The 19,377-nt window shown below is 46.5% G+C and carries 13 protein-coding genes and 1 pseudogene; 8 read left to right on the top strand and 6 right to left on the bottom strand.

Features of this window, described 5'->3' with window-relative positions:
• Positions 1-15: 15 nt before the first annotated feature.
• Complete coding sequence (locus tag GJQ68_RS11710; RefSeq protein ID WP_162417478.1) at positions 16-777, bottom strand: DUF6503 family protein; 762 nt, start codon at positions 775-777, stop codon at positions 16-18.
• A 564-nt stretch (positions 778-1,341) separates the two neighbouring features.
• Here GJQ68_RS11710 and GJQ68_RS11705 point away from each other — a divergent pair.
• The 4 genes from GJQ68_RS11705 (at position 1,342) to GJQ68_RS11690 (ending at position 8,235) form a co-directional block, all read left to right on the top strand.
• On the top strand, positions 1,342-2,700 hold the full coding sequence (locus GJQ68_RS11705) for a NarK family nitrate/nitrite MFS transporter (RefSeq protein WP_202927925.1): 1,359 nt from the start codon (positions 1,342-1,344) through the stop codon (positions 2,698-2,700).
• A 26-nt stretch (positions 2,701-2,726) separates the two neighbouring features.
• Positions 2,727-6,248, top strand: a complete 3,522-nt coding sequence (locus GJQ68_RS11700) for a nitrate reductase (protein ID WP_162417477.1) — start codon at positions 2,727-2,729, stop codon at positions 6,246-6,248.
• Between the two features lie 162 nt (positions 6,249-6,410).
• On the top strand, positions 6,411-7,850 hold the full coding sequence (locus tag GJQ68_RS11695) for a rubredoxin (protein WP_162417476.1): 1,440 nt from the start codon (positions 6,411-6,413) through the stop codon (positions 7,848-7,850).
• Positions 7,840-8,235, top strand: coding sequence for a DUF7009 family protein (locus GJQ68_RS11690; protein WP_162417475.1), 396 nt, complete (start codon positions 7,840-7,842; stop codon positions 8,233-8,235). Before GJQ68_RS11695 ends, GJQ68_RS11690 begins: the two co-directional genes overlap by 11 nt.
• A 27-nt stretch (positions 8,236-8,262) precedes the next feature.
• Here the strand turns inward: GJQ68_RS11690 and cobA are convergent.
• Positions 8,263-9,032, bottom strand: a pseudogene (gene cobA / locus GJQ68_RS11685) (uroporphyrinogen-III C-methyltransferase).
• 157 nt (positions 9,033-9,189) lie between these two features.
• Here cobA and nirB point away from each other — a divergent pair.
• The 4 genes from nirB (at position 9,190) to GJQ68_RS11665 (ending at position 14,770) form a co-directional block, all read left to right on the top strand.
• Positions 9,190-11,685, top strand: a complete 2,496-nt coding sequence (gene nirB / locus GJQ68_RS11680) for a nitrite reductase large subunit NirB (protein WP_162417474.1) — start codon at positions 9,190-9,192, stop codon at positions 11,683-11,685.
• Between the two features lie 54 nt (positions 11,686-11,739).
• Complete coding sequence (nirD, locus tag GJQ68_RS11675; RefSeq protein ID WP_162417473.1) at positions 11,740-12,117, top strand: nitrite reductase small subunit NirD; 378 nt, start codon at positions 11,740-11,742, stop codon at positions 12,115-12,117.
• Between the two features lie 135 nt (positions 12,118-12,252).
• Positions 12,253-14,070 carry a sensor histidine kinase gene (locus tag GJQ68_RS11670; protein ID WP_162417472.1) on the top strand — a complete coding sequence of 606 codons (1,818 nt, stop codon included), beginning with the start codon at positions 12,253-12,255 and terminating at the stop codon, positions 14,068-14,070.
• Between the two features lie 19 nt (positions 14,071-14,089).
• A complete protein-coding gene (locus tag GJQ68_RS11665; RefSeq protein WP_162417471.1) occupies positions 14,090-14,770 on the top strand; it encodes a response regulator transcription factor in 681 nt (226 codons plus the stop codon).
• Positions 14,771-14,787: 17 nt separating this feature from the next.
• Here the strand turns inward: GJQ68_RS11665 and GJQ68_RS11660 are convergent, their stop codons facing one another.
• From GJQ68_RS11660 to GJQ68_RS11645, 4 genes are all read right to left on the bottom strand, one after another.
• On the bottom strand, positions 14,788-16,131 hold the full coding sequence (locus GJQ68_RS11660) for a carotene biosynthesis protein (protein WP_162417470.1): 1,344 nt from the start codon (positions 16,129-16,131) through the stop codon (positions 14,788-14,790).
• 12 nt (positions 16,132-16,143) lie between these two features.
• On the bottom strand, positions 16,144-17,031 hold the full coding sequence (locus tag GJQ68_RS11655) for a hypothetical protein (RefSeq protein WP_162417469.1): 888 nt from the start codon (positions 17,029-17,031) through the stop codon (positions 16,144-16,146).
• A 77-nt stretch (positions 17,032-17,108) separates the two neighbouring features.
• A complete protein-coding gene (locus tag GJQ68_RS11650) occupies positions 17,109-17,813 on the bottom strand; it encodes a glycosyltransferase family 2 protein (protein ID WP_162417468.1) in 705 nt (234 codons plus the stop codon).
• Between the two features lie 74 nt (positions 17,814-17,887).
• Positions 17,888-19,375 (bottom strand): cellulose synthase family protein, encoded by a 1,488-nt coding sequence (locus GJQ68_RS11645; protein WP_162417467.1) that lies wholly within the window; start codon positions 19,373-19,375, stop codon positions 17,888-17,890.
• Positions 19,376-19,377 lie beyond the last annotated feature (2 nt).

The raw sequence follows: 19,377 nt of genomic DNA, 5'->3' as shown, positions 1-19,377 counted from the left end.
GGTAGCTGCCTTTTTCTATTGAATCAATTCCACTTGAATATTTTCTAAAAGTATTTCCGACAGCAGTTCCAGATTTCCTTCCTCGTACAACGCTTGCATTTCCTCCACGGCTACTGTTTCATCCTCGGGCTTATAATTATCATAGTCCTGAAAAAGAATTCCGGAGACCTCTCGTTGATTTTTAGCCTTCCGAAACCGGACCCCTCCTCCATCGGTGTGGTAGGTATAGGCCATAAAATCCATCCGGAAATTTTCCTTATTGATCCAATACAGGAATTCGTCATCGTAATCTTCCCCTCCACCTTCTTTTTCAAAAGTTACTTTAATAAGGTCGTACGTTTTTCCTTCTAGCCGAGTTTCCCCCAGATGGGTTTTGATCACCGCCGGATCATTCAGACCGTAGGGTAAAAAAGCAAAATAAGCCACCGAATTTACGGAATTAGCATAAGCATCTTTGTCTTTATCGGACAAAGCTACCTCCTCCCCTTCAATTTTCCGGGTAAATCCTTCGTTGTCAAGCACATCTACTATCCGACCAGCCTCGCCGGAAAAAGCCCTTACATATCGAAACCGTTCCGGAGATTTGAATATTTCGTACTGCCTTTCCCGAAAATCAAAGCTTATTTTGGCCGACTGAAAGCGTTTGCCTCCATGGGTTGCGATGGATTGATCAATGATTTTATCCGCTTCACTCTTTGGCGAACAGGCAACGTACGCGCTCAGAAAAATTAAGGCGAAACCTACATTTTTTAATAAAACTACCGAAAACTTTCTCATATAGACCTACACTTAAATTTTGAATCCATGTTTAATGGGGTATCTTTTCTGTTTTCAACCGGCATGTCCGTTCTAAAAAACCAAGGGCATACTGTCCCTAACCAATCCTCCCTCCCCAACGAAGACAACAAATCTACCCCATACTTGCCGTTTTAAGCCAACAGCACTCATTTTTGGAAAGATAAGAAAATCCATCCAAAATAGGAGGCGATTTTATGCACACTGGATTATTTTCAAAACCGGGAAGCCAACAAAAAGCCTCTTCTTCCTTAATCACTACGTAAATTTCAAATTTTACGTAATTTTTTTACGTATTTTTACTTATTTAATAAAACATCCCTTATATTAGCATTCAGATAAAACAAAGCTTACTGATAGGAGATAACGAACGCAATTCGTGGTTTTATAGTGGTTTATGAGCAATAAAACAGGAACCCGAAATAAACCTTCAAGATTTCGCTTTATCAGGAGAGTTAGATAGTCACCCGTATATATACGTAATAATAACCCTCAAAAAGCCTGAGCTATACCGAACCTATTTTCGCATATTAATCGAGATAATCAATGAAATTTTCAGCCAAAAAAGCCACCGCCATTAACCTTTTAGATTTCAAATCCCCGCAGATGCGTGCATTTCACCTTTCCTGGTTTGCCTTCTTTCTTTGTTTTTTCGGGTGGTTTGGAATAGCCCCCTTGATGGCCATCGTACGGGAGGAATTAGATTTAACCAAGTCACAAATTGGCAATATTATTATTGCCTCGGTATCGGTAACGGTGCTGGCAAGGTTATTTATAGGCTGGTTGGTAGATCGTATTGGTCCGCGAATTACCTATACCTACCTGCTTGCCCTGGGTGCTGTGCCCGTCATCCTCATAGGCCTTAGCAATAGTTACGAAAGTTTTCTTTTATTCAGGCTGGCTATCGGAGTGATCGGCGCATCCTTCGTGATCACCCAGTATCACACCTCGGTGATGTTTGCTCCCAATGTGGTGGGCACCGCCAATGCTACTTCGGCCGGTTGGGGCAATATGGGTGGCGGTGTCACGCAAATGGTCATGCCGGCCGTCTTTGCGCTGTTTGTTTCTCTTGGGTTTCTAGATTCCGATGCCTGGCGATACGCCATGATGGTACCTGGGTTTGCCATGCTGCTCACTGCCATTGCCTACTACAAATGGACCACGGATTTTCCGGAAGGAAATATCAAAGACCTTAACAAAAAAGATTTGGAGTATAAACGAAAGAAAAAAGCCGATGGTAAAGGGGCACTGAAAGCCGCCCTGTCCGACCGTCGGGTATGGGCCTTGTTTCTGATTTACGCTGCCTGTTTCGGTATAGAACTTACCATTAATAATATTGCTGCGATCTACTACCATGATAATTTCCAGTTGGACCTAAAGACAGCCGGATTAATAGCAGGTCTGTTCGGACTGATGAACTTGTTTGCCCGGTCTCTTGGAGGCTTTTTCGGAGACAAAGCAGGACTCAAATGGGGGCTAAAAGGAAGGGTGAGCTTTTTAGGAGCGTTGGTACTCATCGAAGGGGTTGCCCTGATGCTGTTCTCTCAAATGACCCAATTGCCATTAGCCATCGGTACCATGATTCTTTTTAGTCTCTTTGTGCAAATGGCTGAAGGAGCTACTTTCTCTGTGGTTCCCTTTGTAAATAAAAAAGCCATCGGTATGATTTCAGGTATCGTGGGAGCGGGCGGAAACGTGGGAGCCGTTTTGGCTGGATTCCTTTTGAAAGTAGAAGGCCTTAGCTATGGGGATGCCTTGTTCTTTCTGGGAATCACCGTCTCTGTTATCAGCCTGTCCTCTTTGTTAATCCGCTTTTCCAGGTATGATGAAAAAGTGGCCCAAGAGGAACTGGAAGAGTCATTGACCCAAGAGGCTATCCTTCAGCCTGAAATGGTCAATGGTTAAATTTCTCATTTGAATTCAAAAAGGATATGGTAAAGGCAGAACGTTACAAGAGCACTTGTTCTTACTGTGGGGTAGGATGTGGCATCCTTGCTGAAAAAGATACGAAAGGAAAAATCACCCTACAAGGAGATCCTGATCATCCGGTAAATAAGGGGATGCTGTGCTCCAAAGGGATGAACCTACATTACGTGGTGGAAGACCAATCGGACCGGCTACTTCATCCTCAAATGCGCTGGGGAAAATCCCACCCCCTGGAAAAGGTGGATTGGGATACGGCCCTGGAAAGAGCTGCAGCGGTATTTTCCTCCATTATTGAAAAAAACGGACCGGATTCGGTAGCCTTCTATGTTTCCGGCCAATGCCTGACAGAGGAATATTACCTGGTCAATAAGCTGACCAAGGGCTACCTGAAGACCAACAATGTAGATACCAACTCCCGACTGTGTATGAGTTCGGCCGTGATGGGCTACATCAAAACGCTGGGTGAAGACAGTGTACCCATAGCCTACGAGGACATCGAACTCGCAGACTGCTTTTTAGTGGCAGGGGCCAACCCGGCCTGGTGCCATCCCATTCTTTGGAGAAGGATCGAAAAACATAAGGAAGAAAATCCCCATGTAAAGATTATTGTAGTCGATCCCCGGGTTACCCAAAGTTGTGCCATTGCCGACGTGCACCTGCAACTAAACCCCGGGACCGATGAGGTGCTTTTTCATGCCCTGGGTAGGTGTCTGATTGAGCAGGGCGACGTGGATTTGGAATTCATTTCCAATCATACGGACGGGTTTGAAGCCTACAAAGCAATGGTGATGAAAATCTCCCTTAGAGAAGCGGCCAGCATTTGCGGGATCACTGAAGCGGAAATCAAAACCACTGCTTTCCACATTGGTAATGCCAGGGGCTTTCTTTCCCTCTGGACCATGGGCCTCAATCAAAGTGCCGACGGGGTGAATAAAAACCTGGCCCTCATTGACCTGAACCTAATCACCGGGCATATCGGCAAACCTGGTTCCGGTCCATTTAGCCTGACCGGACAACCCAATGCCATGGGAGGTCGGGAAGTCGGAGGCATGGCTACCTTACTTGCCTGCCACCGCAATCTCAGCGTACCCGAACACCGGGAGGAGGTGGCTCATTTCTGGGGAGTGGACGAGATTTCAGCCAAACCTGGAAAGACGGCCACCCAGGTATTTGAAGGGATTGAAGATGGCTCCATAAAAGCCCTATGGATCATCTGCACCAATCCCATGGTGAGCATGCCGGATGCCCGCAAGGTAGAGGCAGCAATGAAAAAAGCCAGGTTTGTGGTGGTACAGGACATTTCCAACAAATCCGAAGCCATCCCGTACGCCGATCTGGTTTTGCCGGCAGCGGGCTGGGGGGAAAAAGAAGGGATAATGACCAATTCGGAACGGCGCATCAGTCACCTTAGCAAATTCACGGATGCACCCGGAGAGGCCCTTCCGGATGCTGAAATACTCATTCGCTTTGCCCGAAAAATGGGTTTCTCGGGATTCGAATTCTCCAATATGGAAGAAGTGTATTCCGAATATTGCCGAATGACCAAAGGCTCAAACATCGATATTTCCGGTTTGGATTATGATTATTTAAAAAACCACGGTTCGGTACAGTGGCCGTTTCGGAGCAAGACTCAGGGTGGAACCAAACGTCTTTTTACGGACAAGAAATTTCCTACCCCAAACGGTCGCGCACAAATTCAACTTTCCGGCCCAAAAAATGATTATGAAAAACCCTCTGCGGAATTTCCGCTTATTCTGACTACCGGAAGGATACGGGATCAATGGCATACCATGACCCGCACCGGAAAAGTGAACAAGCTCAAGAAACACCTTCCCAGCCCCTTTTTGGAAATTAATCCGGAAGATGCCATGGAACGGGGAATAACAGAGGGGAGCACCGTACAGGTTATGGGAGTCAGGGGAGAAGTTCGGGTACATGCCAGGATCACTGATACCATTAAAAGGGGCGTGGTTTTCCTACCCATGCATTGGGGCAAAATCCTACAGAATGACTTTGCCCGTGCCAATAACCTGACAGGAAATGCCCTTGACCCGGTTTCCAAACAACCAGATTTCAAATATTCGGTCGTACAGGTGAGCCTTTATCATAAACCGAAGCAAAAAATAGTGATTGTGGGCGCGGGTGCTGCTGCCTACCGATTTATTAATTCTTACCGGGAATGTAACCAGGAGGATGAAATACATGTCTTCTCCAAAGAAAAACACCCCTTTTATAACCGGGTCTTGCTTCCGGATTATGTAAACCGGCATAAGGCCTGGGAGGACTTGTTAAAGTTCAAGTCGGATTCCGATTTGGACAATTTGAACGTCAATCTTCATGTAGAAAACGGCATCGAATCGATAGACCGCTCCAACAAAACCGTAACCGATGAAAAGGGTCGGGTTCACTATTATAACACCCTCATACTTGCCACGGGAAGCAGAGCCTTTGTTCCCGGAGATGCGCCTATGCATTTGCCTGGCGTATTTACGATGAGAAACCGGGAAAATGCAGATGATTTGAAGCAATATCTCGAAAAGAAGGGACATGTGCTGATCGTAGGGGGCGGATTGCTGGGGCTGGAGCTGGCCGCCGCGCTGCGGGAAATCGACCTGAAGGTCACCATTGTACAGCTAGGCTCCCGTTTGATGGAAAGGCAACTGGACCCGATGGCCAGCTCCCTGCTGCGCGACCGGCTGGAAGACATGGGGGTTCAATTATTTATGAATAATCAATTGGCCCATCTGCAATCCTTCGGAGAGGAAAAACACATTATTGCCAGTTTAAAAAGTGGTCAAACCATCCCTTGCAATGCGGTCGTTTACGCTATCGGCACCCGTCCCAACATTGAATTGGGTAAATCTGCCGGTTTGACCTGTGGCCTGGGAATCAAGGTCAACAATTACCTTCAGACGAGTGACCCGGACATTTTTGCAATGGGTGAAATCGCCGAATTCCAGGGAAAACTCAATGGCATCACGGCTGCAGCCGAAAATCAGGCCGATTGTGCCGCTCGTTTTATTTCCGGCGATTTGCTCAGCCTTTACCAGGGAAATGTCCCGATGAATATATTGAAATTTGCGGACCTGGACCTCTGCTCGATAGGCCTTCCGGAAGTGCCTGCGAATGCAGAGGGATACGAGGAGATTTTACTGATCGACACCGCCCAGACCTACTATAAAAAATGCATCGTTTACCAGGACCGATTGGTGGGAGCCATTCTAATGGGAGACAAGTCAGAGTTTGCCGAATTTAAAACCCTCATTGAGGAACGGACCGAACTCTCCAGCAAGCGACAGGAATTACTTAGAGGCAAAGCTTCCGCAGAAGAATTGATCGGAGAACTGGTTTGTACCTGCGGAAACGTCGGTAAAGGGAATCTTACCAAAGCTATCCGATCAGGATGCAGTGAATTCCGCCAACTCTGTCAACAAACCGGTGCGGGCCTGGGCTGTGGGAGCTGCAAACCGGAAGTGAAGGGGATACTGGAGGAGAAACTTTTGTCCAAGGTGTCGGCTGAGGTGTGATTACCGGATCCGGAAGCCTATCATCCCTTTCAGCTGCTAAAACCCTGAAAACTTTAATATCACCAAAAAACCAAATACATTTACACATTCAGAGCCGATATCGCAACGGGTCATTTATCCAAGGCTATTTTCTCAAAACTATCGCTCTAACTCAAAAAGATCATGCAGAAAGCCGATTTAGTCAGGGTATTCGTTAAAGGAGGAATCATTTCACCCGGTGATTTTCTGAAAATGATCCAAACGGCCAACGAATTGGGTGCCAGTTACATTCACCTGGGCTCCCGGCAGGATGTATTATTCCCCCTAAAAGACAAAAACCTGGATACCTTGACCAACACCTTTCAGGCCATCGACACGGAATACGATACGGATGGAGAGGAGTTTCAAAACATTGTCTCCTCCTACCCTGCCCTGGATGTCATGCCCACCACCCATTGGTTGGCCTCTCATACCTATCATTACATCCTGGACACCTTTGACTACCGCCCAAAACTTAAAATCAACATCACCGATCCGGTTCAAAACCTCGTACCGCTATTTACGGGCAATATCAATTTTGTAGCCTCTTCTACTGACAACTACTGGTACCTGTATTTACGGTTTTCAGAAATTGATCCCAAACCCTGGTGTGCTCCTGACCTTATTTATGGCTTTGACCTTGCCAAAATCGCCAAGGCCATAGAAGACATCCATCCCGTTAAAAACAATCGGAAATACGAAGAACTCTACCAGGAAGTGAAGGAAGCGCTTTCACCAAATCATCAGAAAGTAATCCAGGAACTGGACTACCCGGAAGCGACCACTCCCTATTATGAAGGCATGAACCGCATTGTTGGCGGAAAATATTGGCTGGGTCTCTATTGGCGCAACAATAAATTTACCATCAGCTTTTTAAAAGCACTTTGCCAGCTATGCCTGGACACCTCCATCGGAAAAATATGTCTCAGTCCCTGGAAATCCATTATTGTAAAAGGGATTGCGGAAAAGGACCGGCTTAGCTGGGAAAAATTACTTGGGAAATTTGGCATCAATATCCGGCACAGTTCACTTGAACTGAACTGGCACCTGCCGGTGCTGGATGAGGAAGCCCTTGAAATAAAGAACTACCTCGTCCGGGCACTTGACAAGCAGGACATCAGTACCTATGGGCTGAGTTTTTCCGTAAAAACAAAACACATGGCCTTGTTTACTTCAGTGGCCATAGAAAAGGCCAAGAAAAGCAAAGAAAACGACCCGGATACCTTTAACATACTTTTCTCCAAAAATTTTAATCCCAATTTATCAGAGTACTTTTACTTTGTAAAAAATGTGCCCATCGAGACGCTTCCGCCATTGCTAATCGAACTGAGTTATAAATATTACGACCAGCTTGAGGTTCGAAAACCTCCCGGATCCACAGAGGGAAGTGGGGAAACGGCCCGAAAACCACCCAGAAAGTACCAATGTGCCAGTTGCCAGACCGTTTATGATGAAAAATACGGCGATCCTGCGTCCGAAGTACCTCCCGGAACTTCCTTCATGAGATTACCAGATAGTTATCAGTGTCCGGTGTGTGAGAGTCCAAAGTCAGCCTTTAAATTAATAATCTTACATGAAACTTAGAATCCATAATAATTCCATTCGCCTTCGGCTCAGCCAGACTGAGGTAGCGCAACTTGCACTGGGTCGGCCTATCCATCAGGAACTAAACCTGGGCGAGAAGCAGGTATTACAGTATGCCTTAGTACCAGACCAAACGGAAAAAACAATACAGGCGCGATTTGCCGGTCAAAAACTTGTAATCTCCGCACCACTCTCCTTATTAACAACCTGGGCAAAAACGGAGGAAATCTCTCTAAAACAATTGCAGGAAGAAGGCAGCATGCAAGAAACGCTGATCCTCATTGAGAAGGATTTTCAATGCCTTCACCAGCGACCTAATGAAGACGAAAGTGATAATTTCCCAAATCCAAAAACCCCGGAGGATTATGCAAAAGGGTCGGAATGAAATCCACGGCCGTTTATGCTGTTCATCCTATTTGAACAGGACCGTTTCCTGCCCCAGCATTTCAGAAACAGCATGAACCTTTTCCCGGACCACCTCACCAATCACAATGATGGCGGGTGAAGCAAGGCCCGCTTCATTCTTTACCGAAACGATGCTGTCCAAATCTCCGGATATAAAACGCTCATCCGGTTTACTTCCATTTTGAATCATACAAACCGGCTCGCTGGCCTCCCGGTATTTTTTAAACAGTTCCACAATATCCGGTAACTTGCTAAGCCCCATCAGGATAACCACTGTGGCAGAGGATTGGGCGGCATGTGTCAGGTCCCTTGCCGTTCGCTGATCACTCAGCGTTCCGGTCACTACCCAGAAACTTTCATTGACACCTCTTTTAGTCAAGGGTATCCCCATCAATCCGGGAACGGCAATGGCACTACTAATACCTGGAATGTAGCTAGTAGGGATCCCGTGCCTTTGTGCGTATTCCAACTCCTCGTGGCCGCGGCCAAATACATAGGGGTCACCGCCTTTAGTCGGACCACATGGCCACAGGTGTTGGCATAATTAACGATCATTCGGTTGATTTCCCGCTGTTGCCGGTGATGCATTCCCGCTCTTTTCCCTACAAAAATTTTGATGGAAGTAGGCGGGGCATAATCCAGCAATGCTTCATTTGCCAGGGCATCATACAACACCACGTCGGCACTTTGAAGTGCTTTTATTGCCTTTAGGGTGATCAAATCGGGATCTCCAGGGCCTGCTCCGACGATTGATAATTTTGAATCTATGTTTTTCATACACACTTACTACTTAAACACAAAAACAAATTTAAGTATTTTTTTACGTATTTATACGTATTTTATGAAATAATTTATACCTTAGCGAAAGATTAAAACGGGAGTAATCAGATAAATTACTTAGAAAAAGCAGTTGAGTATTTAAATAAAAATATATATGACACGTATCGTTGTAATCGGAAATGGAATGGTAGGCTACAAGTTTTGCGAAAAACTGAGAGCATCCGCGCCTGCCAGCGACTTTAAGGTCACCGTATTTGGGGAAGAGCCCTGGCCTGCCTACGACCGGGTTCATTTAAGTGCCTATTTTTCAGGGGCTACCGCAGATGATTTGCTTTTGGCCCCCAGATCCTGGTATGAAGAAAAGGATATTGATCTACGCACCAATGAGCTTATTGTCGCTATCGACCGGGATCAGAAAACAGTAAGGAGTCATACGGGAGTAGAGACATCCTATGATAAATTGGTACTGGCTACCGGTTCCGGGGCATTTGTTCCTCCTGTCAACGGCGTAGAAAAAAAGGGAGTCTTTGTTTACCGCAGCCTGGAGGACCTGGATGCCATCATCGATTTTGGTAAAAAGAATGCGAAATCCGCAGCGGTGATGGGGGGAGGTTTGCTAGGGCTGGAGGCAGCCAAAGCGGTCATGGACATGGGATTGGATACACATGTCATTGAATTTGCACCCCGGTTGATGCCCCGGCAATTGGATGAGGCAGGTGCCGCCATTCTAAAAGCCAAGCTGGAAGCATTGGGCATCGGCATTCACCTCAGTAAAAATACAAAGCAAATAACAGGAAATGGAAAATTAACCGGACTTGACTTTGCGGATGGATCCAGATTAGCCGTGGACATGCTAGTGATATCAGCAGGAATCAGACCCCGGGATGAGCTGGCCAAAGGCTGCGGACTAGCTACTGCTCCCCGGGGAGGATTGGTCGTAAATGAATTTCTGCAATCCAGAGAGGACAAGGATATCTTTGCCATTGGAGAAGTAGCGTCATATCAGGAAATGGTATACGGCTTAGTGGCTCCGGGATACGAAATGGCCTCCCAGGTCGCCAACCAATTGTGTGGAAAAGAAGTCCGGCCCTTCCTCGGTTTTGACATGTCCACCAAGCTAAAACTAATTGGGGTGGACGTGGCTAGTTTTGGTGACCCTTTTGGTGAAGCAGAGCCTTCCACATCCATCGTCTACGAAAACAAAACCCGGGGTATTTACAAACGAATAAATGTCTCCAAGGATGGTAAGCGGCTGTTGGGTGGCGTTTTGGTAGGAGATGCCGCTGCCTACGGCATACTGCTGCAGATGACTCAAAATAAAATGCCCTTACCGCCGGATCCGGAAGATTTGATTCTGGGAGCCCGTGGAGGCAAAGAACCCGCAGGAGCAGGTGTAGAAAGCCTCCCCGATGAAGCGCAGATATGTTCCTGTGAGAATGTTTCCAAAGGGGCCATCAGCAACCTGATCAAAATAGACGGCATCAGCAAGGTGGATGAGATCAAATCCTGCACCGGAGCGGGCACAGGTTGTGGCGGCTGCATGCCCATGGTCAACGACCTGCTGAAACAGCAGCTCAAAGCAATGGGAAAGCAGGTGAAAAATGTACTCTGCGAGCATTTTGAATATTCCCGGCAAGAGCTTTTAGATCTGGTAAAGGTGAAAAAAATCAAAACTTATGATGAACTTTTGAACCGGGTCGGAAAAGGAGATGGATGTGAGGTATGTAAGCCGGCTGTAGCCTCCATTCTTGCCAGCACCTGGAATGAACTGATAGTCAAACAAGACAGCATTCAGGATACGAACGACCGGTATTTAGCCAACATCCAAAAAGGCGGGACTTACTCGGTCGTTCCGCGGATTCCGGGAGGAGAAATTACCCCGGAAAAGCTGATCGTTATCGGAGAGGTAGCCAAAAAATACAAGTTGTACACCAAGGTTACCGGAGGGCAGCGCATCGACTTATTTGGAGCAAGGGTGGATCAACTTCCTGATATTTGGGAAGAATTAATCCATGCCGGATTTGAAAGTGGCCATGCCTATGGCAAATCCCTGCGAACGGTAAAAAGCTGTGTGGGCTCCACCTGGTGTCGCTATGGCGTTCAGGATGCGGTTTCTTTTGCCATTCAGGTAGAGGAAAGGTACCGGGGACTACGCTCTCCACATAAATTAAAGGGAGCAGTATCCGGATGCATCCGGGAATGCGCCGAAGCGCAAAGCAAAGATTTTGGCATCATTGCTACCGAAAAAGGCTGGAACCTGTATGTCTGCGGTAACGGTGGATCGAAGCCACAACACGCAAAGCTGTTGGTCACCGATGTGGATAGCGCCACCTGCCTGAAGTACATCGATCGGTTTTTGATGTTCTATATCCGGACGGCAGAACCCCTTACCCGAACGGCAACCTGGCTCAATAAACTGGAAGGCGGCCTGGAGTACCTGCGGGATGTCGTCGTAAACGATTCCCTTGGAATTGGAGAAGAACTGGAAAGGGAAATGGCCTTTATGATTCAAACCTATGCCTGCGAATGGAAAGAGGTTGTCAATAATCCCGAACTTCGGGCAAAATTCAGGCATTTTGTCAATGATACAAGTGGCGACCCAACCGTCTCCTTTCAAGAAATGCGAGGCCAAAAGATCCCCGCTTCCTGAAGCTAAATGCAATCCATTTCTTTAACAAATCGAATATTACCAAACGCAACTAAGATGACAACCAAACTGGAAATGTATAAAACAGCCGACAATTCCAAAATCACCACCTGGTTTAAGGCCGCACCCGTCAGTGCCCTTCCCGAAAACGGAGGTGCCTGCATCAAGTATAAAGACCTGCAAATTGCCATTTATAAATTCTCCAGAAGAAACGAATGGTATGCTTGTCAGAACCTGTGTCCGCACAAAATGCAAATGGCTTTGTCGCGGGGCATGATCGGTTCGGAAGGAGACGAACCCAAAGTTGCCTGTCCATTCCATAAAAAAACGTTTTCGCTCAAGTCCGGCCAAAACCTTAACGGAGATTGTGCTGCGATTGCTACCTATCCCGTGAAAGTAGAAGAAGGGTATGTGTATGTAGGCTTTGAAGATTAAGCCGGCGCATTCGTTTCTTATTGGATGGCATTTAACGGAAAGCAAGGTCTGCATGTAGGCCTTGCTTTTTTGCTTTGCGTTTACCTAATGGGAATATTAAGTGTTTTTACGTATTTTTAGGCTAAGAAATCGCAAATGGATAATCAGACATTAACCGAAAAACCCACTTTTGAAAAACTCGGCAGGTATTACCTGATCGCACTGTGTGCCATTGCGGCAAGCATCATTATCAGTCAAGTCCTGATTCAAAAATTTATCAGGGAGCAGGAAAACGATTCGCTGGTGGTTAACCTATCTGGAAGGCAGCGGATGCTTAGTCAGAAGATAAGTAAAAGTGCCCTGTTGCTGGGAGAAACATCGGTCCCAACCGATAAAACAGCAGTGCTGGAGGAATTGGAATTGGCCTTAAAGGAATGGCAGGAGGCACACCGGGCCTTGCAAACCGGGGATGATTCCCTGGGAATTACTGGAAAAAACAGTGAAAAAATAGCCAGCCTCTTTACTCAAATTGAGCCCAATTACCGAGTCATGGCAAGTGCTGCTTCCCGCATCGTTGGCGCGCTGAACCAGGATTTCCAAACGCCAACCGAAGACATCCAAAAGGATATCGAATCCATAATCCGGCAGGAGCCCGTCTTTCTGGAGGGCATGGACCGCATCGTTTTTCAATACGACCGGGAGGCTAAAACGAAGGTGACGAATCTGGGGAATATCTCCTTGTTTTTGATGGTGATTTCCTTGGGGGTTATCTTATTCGAACTGCTTTTCGTTTTTATCCCTTCTGCCAAAACCATCCGGCAGACATTTGTCAAGCTGGTGCAATCCCAGAAGAAATCCAACAAAATGACCCTGGAGCTTAGCGCCTTATACAGTTCCCTGGAACAGGCCTATCAAGACCTGCTGGAGGTGGATGTTACGCTGGATGACTTCACCCTTTATGCCAAATGCAGCGCAGATGGGAGTTTTGAGCAATTTTCAGATCAGTTCGTCTCGCTGATGGAATTTGAGGAAGAGCGGCCTGAAAACCTTTTTCAATGGCTGCAGGAGCAGGGATACGATCGGAATCACTTGCAAAACATCCGGGAAATGATTCGCAATGGCCATCCCTGGAATGGAGAAATCAAAGTGGTAAACCTGGCAGGGGATTTTGTCTGGCTAAAGGTAAACCTGATTCCTACGCAAAATGAGCTGGAACGTATTGATAGCATGCTTTTGATCTGTACGGACGAAACAGAAAAAAAAGAGGCGGAGGCCATTTCTCAGGAAATCAACCGGGAAAGAATCGAGAAAAAAGTAAAGGAACAGCAATATCGCTCCGCCTTGATTATGGAAGGGCAGGAAGAGGAACGAAAGCGAATTTCCCGGGACATGCACGATGGCATTGGCCAATTGCTTTCTGCTATGAAGTTTAACCTGGAAGGCATTCATTCGGTCGACACTGCTTTCGAAAAGGAAAAACTAAAAACCTCCAAAGAATTACTCAAAGATGTAATCCGGGAGGTCCGGCGGATTTCCTTTAACCTTACCCCGAGTGCCCTTTCGGATTATGGTATCGTTCCGGTCTTGAACAAATTTGCCCGGGAAATATCAAAAATCTCCGATTTGGAGGTGACATTTGAAAACAAAACGGGATTTCTAAGCAGATTGGAAGGAAAAGTAGAAAATAACCTCTACCGCATCTCCCAGGAAGCCGTAAACAATGCCATCAAATATGCAAAGGCAACGAAAGTGACCATCACGATTTCGCACAATTCACAATTTCTAAATCTTGAAATCAGCGACAACGGCCAGGGCTTTGACCTCCAAAAATTGGAAGCGCAGGGACATTTCGGAACCTCCGGTCATGGCCTTTTCAATATTCGTGAACGGGCTAATTTCATCAACGGGCAATGTGAAATTGAAACGGAAAAGGGACAAGGGACTACCATTAGCATTAATGTACCTTTGGATTAAATGAGAAAAAGACAGCATCATGGAAAAAATAAAAGTAGTATTGGCAGACGATCACCTGGTCGTACGCAGCGGCATCAAAAACCTGCTGGAAAATGAAGGGGATATTGCGGTCATTGGTGAAGCGTCCAACGGAGAAGAAGCCCTGCAAGCGGTGGAAAAGTTGCATCCGGACTTACTCATTATTGATATCCGAATGCCGGTAATGAATGGCTTGGAGGCTACCCATAAACTAACCGAAAACTCCCCAAACAGCAAGGTACTGATCTTATCCATGCACGACGATGAAGACTACATCCTCCAGTCCGTCGAAAGCGGCGCATCAGGATACCTGCTTAAAGACACCAGCAAGGAGGAGTTTTTGAAGGCCATCAAAACCATTCACCAGGGAGGGAAATATTTCAGCGGTGATATTAGCCAGGTGTTGGTTAATAATTATCTGACGCGCAAAGACCGGAAAATCACCCATAAAACGACCGGAGTCAATCAGTACGAGATCACCAAAAGAGAACGGCAGATCCTGAAAATGATTGCAGCAGGCATTGCAAATAAAGAAATAGCGGAACAACTGGGAAAAAGCATCCGAACGATCGAAACCCACCGGTTTAACATCATGAAAAAGCTAAAAGTAAACAATGTGGTAGAACTCCTAAAAAAAATCGAGGAAGAGCCAGACCTGAAAGAACATATCAGGAGCAACTGATTCCTTTTTTTAGGGCATCATAAGTCTCCGGAGGAGGAAGCCGAAGAGGACAAGGTACGTTCTCTTGTAAAATCCCGGTATAAGATCAACAATCCCGCGATCCCCAGAAGTACGTATTCAGTGGCGACGATCCATAAAATTTCGTTCATGCCAGGCTGTGCATACGCATGATAGGAAACGAAAACCAATCCAGTCCAGACCACGAAGACACGGTTGGCACTTAGCACACTGATACCTAGCGCGGGAATCAGGTACCAGGGATGTACGGTGGTTTGTAGCAACAGAAAAACGAGGTACATCCATACCATTTTTGACACCAGGGCTTCCTGGGTAAACGTCCGCTGATACAAACCCATGCCCAAGAGGCAAATGACGGCAATCACTTGAAGAGTAGGTCCTACGTAGACGATGGGATTATAATCGATAAAAAATCCAGCTACTTCCCGAATCAGGTAATACAGCGAAGCATTGAACTCAAATTTGGTCTGGTACAGGCGGAAGCTTTGGTAATAGTTTTCTCCTCCCTCCAGCAATAAAATGGGACTCAAAAAGAGAAGTACAAAAAAAATGGCCGTTAATGAAAAGATCAAAAACCTTCTTTTGTCCCAAAACCGGATCCAAACAGGAGCCAGTAAAATGGGCGTTAATTTTAAGCCTATAGCAGCAGCCCAACTCAATCCAGTCCCTAGAGCTTTTTGCCTGGAATAAAAATAAAGTGCCGCCAGCAAGCCCGTGAGGATTAACCCTTCAAAATGCAGGTTACCGGTCAGTTCCAAAATAACCAAGGGATTAAACGCATACCAGGAAAGGAGATAAGCGGGCTTGCGCCAAAGGAAGAGGATCTTTTGAATCAGCCATAAATTGACCCCTTCTACAAGCAAAATAACTATTCTCAACACCAGTACGTTGAGAAATAGATTTTCCCCTGCCAGGGCCGCCATCCAGAAAAAAAGCTGATGCAAGGGAGGATAAAGTGAATAATACTCCGAAGAATTCATCTTCTCCTGCAAGGTCTGCCAGTAGGCGTTTTCCGGTAAACTACCTGAATCATACCATTCCACAGGCAGCTGCAGGTAAGGGTTAATTCCTTTTACCAATAGCTGCCCGTCAAATAGGTACCGGTAAAAATCGTCAGACAGTTCCGGCCAGGCTCCCAACAAAAGCAGGCGCAACACCATGGCCAGGATTATCACGACCAGGGTAGAAAATGCTTTATTCTTATGAATGGAAACCAGTATGAGGTAGCTAACGAATGCCATTCCATACAGGACCATCAGCTCCGGAAAGGCCGTTCTGGGAAACCAGTACCCTATTCCCAACAACCCGATTGCTACTCCCGCATAACTCAAAAATGCTTTCAAAAGGAGTCAGGATTAGGGGTTAAGATTCAATTCATCGCGCAGGTATTCATCTTCCAGCGAATTCCGGGTCCAGTAATCAACGACCTTCATCCCTTTTCGGGTGGCCTTGGTAATTTCCGTTTCGCCATTTTCTTTGGTATGCAATTCTTCCCAGCCCAGAATGGTATGCGGAAATTCTTTTTCAAAATCTATCCTCAATTCCCGCTGGCCGGTGCTGTAGGTCACCTCCAGCTGTCTGCGTGAATCGCTGATATCCTTTATCCGGATAAACGCTTCCTCGGCTGCAAAATCCCGGTGCGTTAGTCTTTGATAGATCAGGGAAGGCCACATTTGTACGCTGCCTGTAGGGATCTGATTGGGGTGTATGCGGATCAGGTTCCACAAATCATCCTCTGCCATTCCCGTAATGGAAAAGCTCTTATCCCCTTCTTCTTCAAAATAGGAATACAGTTCTCCGGAATAAGATTCTCCGCTATTTAAATTTACCTGGGCAAAGGCCTGTCCACACCATTCCTGAGAAGATACGGTAAACTTCACTCCCCGGGAGTCCTCTTTGGTGGGGGTAAAAGCAGAAAGCATCATGTGATAGGGGTAGATTCCCGTGATGAAGTCCCTGGTTTGATTCATTTTGATCACTGAAATCTTGTCCCTACCGGCAGCGGCCGGATCATCCAGTTTGACTTGTTTGCTCCGGGAAAAATCTTCCGTCACGAAAATCAATACGGCCTCCCCCTCCCGGGGTTCCCCGTAACGGTACTGAATCAGGTCAAAACTACTGATTTCGGCTGTTCCCTGAAACCAATAGTCTCCCCAGGCTTCAAAATCCACTGACTCCCTTTCGGGTCGTGAACAGGATAAACTCAGCAAGATTCCTGCACATAAGAGTAATTGATTCTTCATGATTGGTTTTATTTAGTGGTAATTTAATGAAAAATACGTACTTCTAAAGCGATGCGCCCGAAAGGTATGGGCAAAAGTTACCGGTATTTCCAAAGCGTCCAAAGGATTTTATATCCGGCACCGATGACTCCCTTCAGGGTTCCACTGACTTTGGACTTGCCTATCCGCTGCCGGTAATTTACCGGCACTTCGGTATAGGTCAATCCGGCTTTGACTGCCTTTACCTGCATTTCTATGGTCCAGCCGTAGTTTTCATCGACCATTTGCAATGCCTGCAACTTTTCCCAACGAATGGCCCGGAAAGGCCCCAGGTCGGAAAAATGAGCTGAAAACATCTGCCGCATCAAGCGCGTAGCCAACCAATTACCAAAGACTTGTGGTAGCGTCATGGATCCTTTCTCCCGATTGCCCAGCGCCCGGGAGCCAATTACTAAATCAAACCCATCCTCGATAATTGGCGCAATGAGCCGTTCCATTTCTGCTGGATAGTCACTGTAATCTGCATCCAAAAAAACCACCACATCAGGAGCTACTTTCTCCCGGGAAAGAAATGCCATCCCCTTCAAACAGGCCTTTCCATAGCCCCTTATCGGCTCATCCAATACCACTGCACCGGCCTTGGCCGCTACTTTCCGGGTATTGTCATTGGAATTGTTATTGACTACCACTACATGCCTGACAAGGGCCGGAATTTCCTGAATCACCTTTCCAACAGCATTCTCTTCGTTAAAGGCAGGTATGATAACATCAATAAGGATAGGTACTCGGTTTTTAGGGTTCATTCTTTAATAGTTAGTGATCAGCCTTGCGCTTGGTAAAAACCCGCCAATGCAAAGAAAACAGGCCTTTTTCAGTGTCAAACGCTGCTGGATATGCTGGTACTGGGTCTACCTGGAACGCTGAAAGAGGCCAGGCTGACGGTTCCAAATCCCATGGCCAGCATGGCATGGAAAAGGATCATTTCGTAAGTAGCCGTATACACCGACAAAACGACGACCAGCAGAAAGATCAAGGCCAACCCTGCCTCTACGTAAACCGTGGCAGGGACATTTTTGAGATGGTAAACATTACCGGACCAGCCTTCTTTTTTACCTTTCAGGTTGTATTTGGGTGTTCGGATAAAAGGAGATTTAATCCCCGTAAGCCCCTCCCAAACTGCCTGTCCATTATGAACCGAAAGTCCCATGGATACCGAAAGGAAGACGGGCAATTCCCATAAATAACGCCAAAGTCCTTTCCGGGAATAACCAGCCAAACTCAAATTGGCAACAAAATAGACGGCCGCTATCAGGACAAAACCTACCAAAAAAACAGTCGCCGCCTTGAAAATATCCGGCGGAATCAATCCCTGGTAAAACCCCCACCAAATCGGTAGGCTGCTAATGCTGACAATCAATATGGCGATAAATAGCAAGGAATTTAGCAAATGAGCGGCTGCATGGATTTTGACACTAAAGGGAAAGGGCCCTCGCAGCACCTCTTTTAAATGCTTGACGGCACATTCTGCCCCACCCTTTGTCCAGCGGAATTGCTGGGATTTGATAGCCGACATGACAGGTGGAAGTTCAGCAGGAGATACCACATCCGGCCGGTATAGAAATTTCCATCCTTTTTGCTGGGCACGGTAACTCAGGTCCAGGTCTTCTGTCAGCGTATCGTCTGCCCAGTTTCCCGCATCCAGGATACAGGTTTTTCTCCAAATCCCTCCGGTACCATTAAAATTAATAAAAGCCTGTTGGGCATTTCTTCCCATTTGCTCCACCATAAAATGCGCATCCAGGGCAAAGGCCTGAAGCCGGGTAAACAGGGAATAATCTTCGTTCAGATGTCCCCACCTGGATTGAACCATGCCGATTTCTTCGTTCTTAAAATGGGGGACCGTTTTTAGCAAAAATTGGGTGTCCGGTACAAAATCAGCATCAAATATGGCTACCAGCTCTCCCGAAGCCTCGGCTAATCCCTCCTTCAGGGCACCTGCCTTAAAGCCAGTTCGGACTTTTCGATGAACGTGTTTGATATCCGTTTCCGGGTATTTTTTGATCGATTCCCGGATCAGCGACACCGTTTCATCCGTGCTATCGTCGAGAATCTGGATTTCAAGCTTATCCGATGGGTACTCCAGCTTGCAGACCGCATCCATCAACCTCTGTACCACGTATTTTTCGTTAAAAACAGGTAGTTGAACGGTCACCTGAGGTAAACCAGGGTCGTCCAAAGAAGCCATCGGTTCGCTATTGCTTTTGAACCGGAAAAAATGCCATAACAAATTTGCCTGTGCAAAACTGTACAGCAAAATAAATGTCATGGCCAAACCATACATTCCTAAAAACAAATAGATCCACATGT

It is taken from the genome of Cyclobacterium roseum (assembly GCF_010119225.1).
Classification (GTDB): Bacteria; Bacteroidota; Bacteroidia; order Cytophagales; family Cyclobacteriaceae; genus Cyclobacterium; species Cyclobacterium roseum.
The sequence above is the reverse complement of the archived record's forward strand: the minus strand, read 5'-3'. Positions and strand labels throughout refer to the sequence as shown.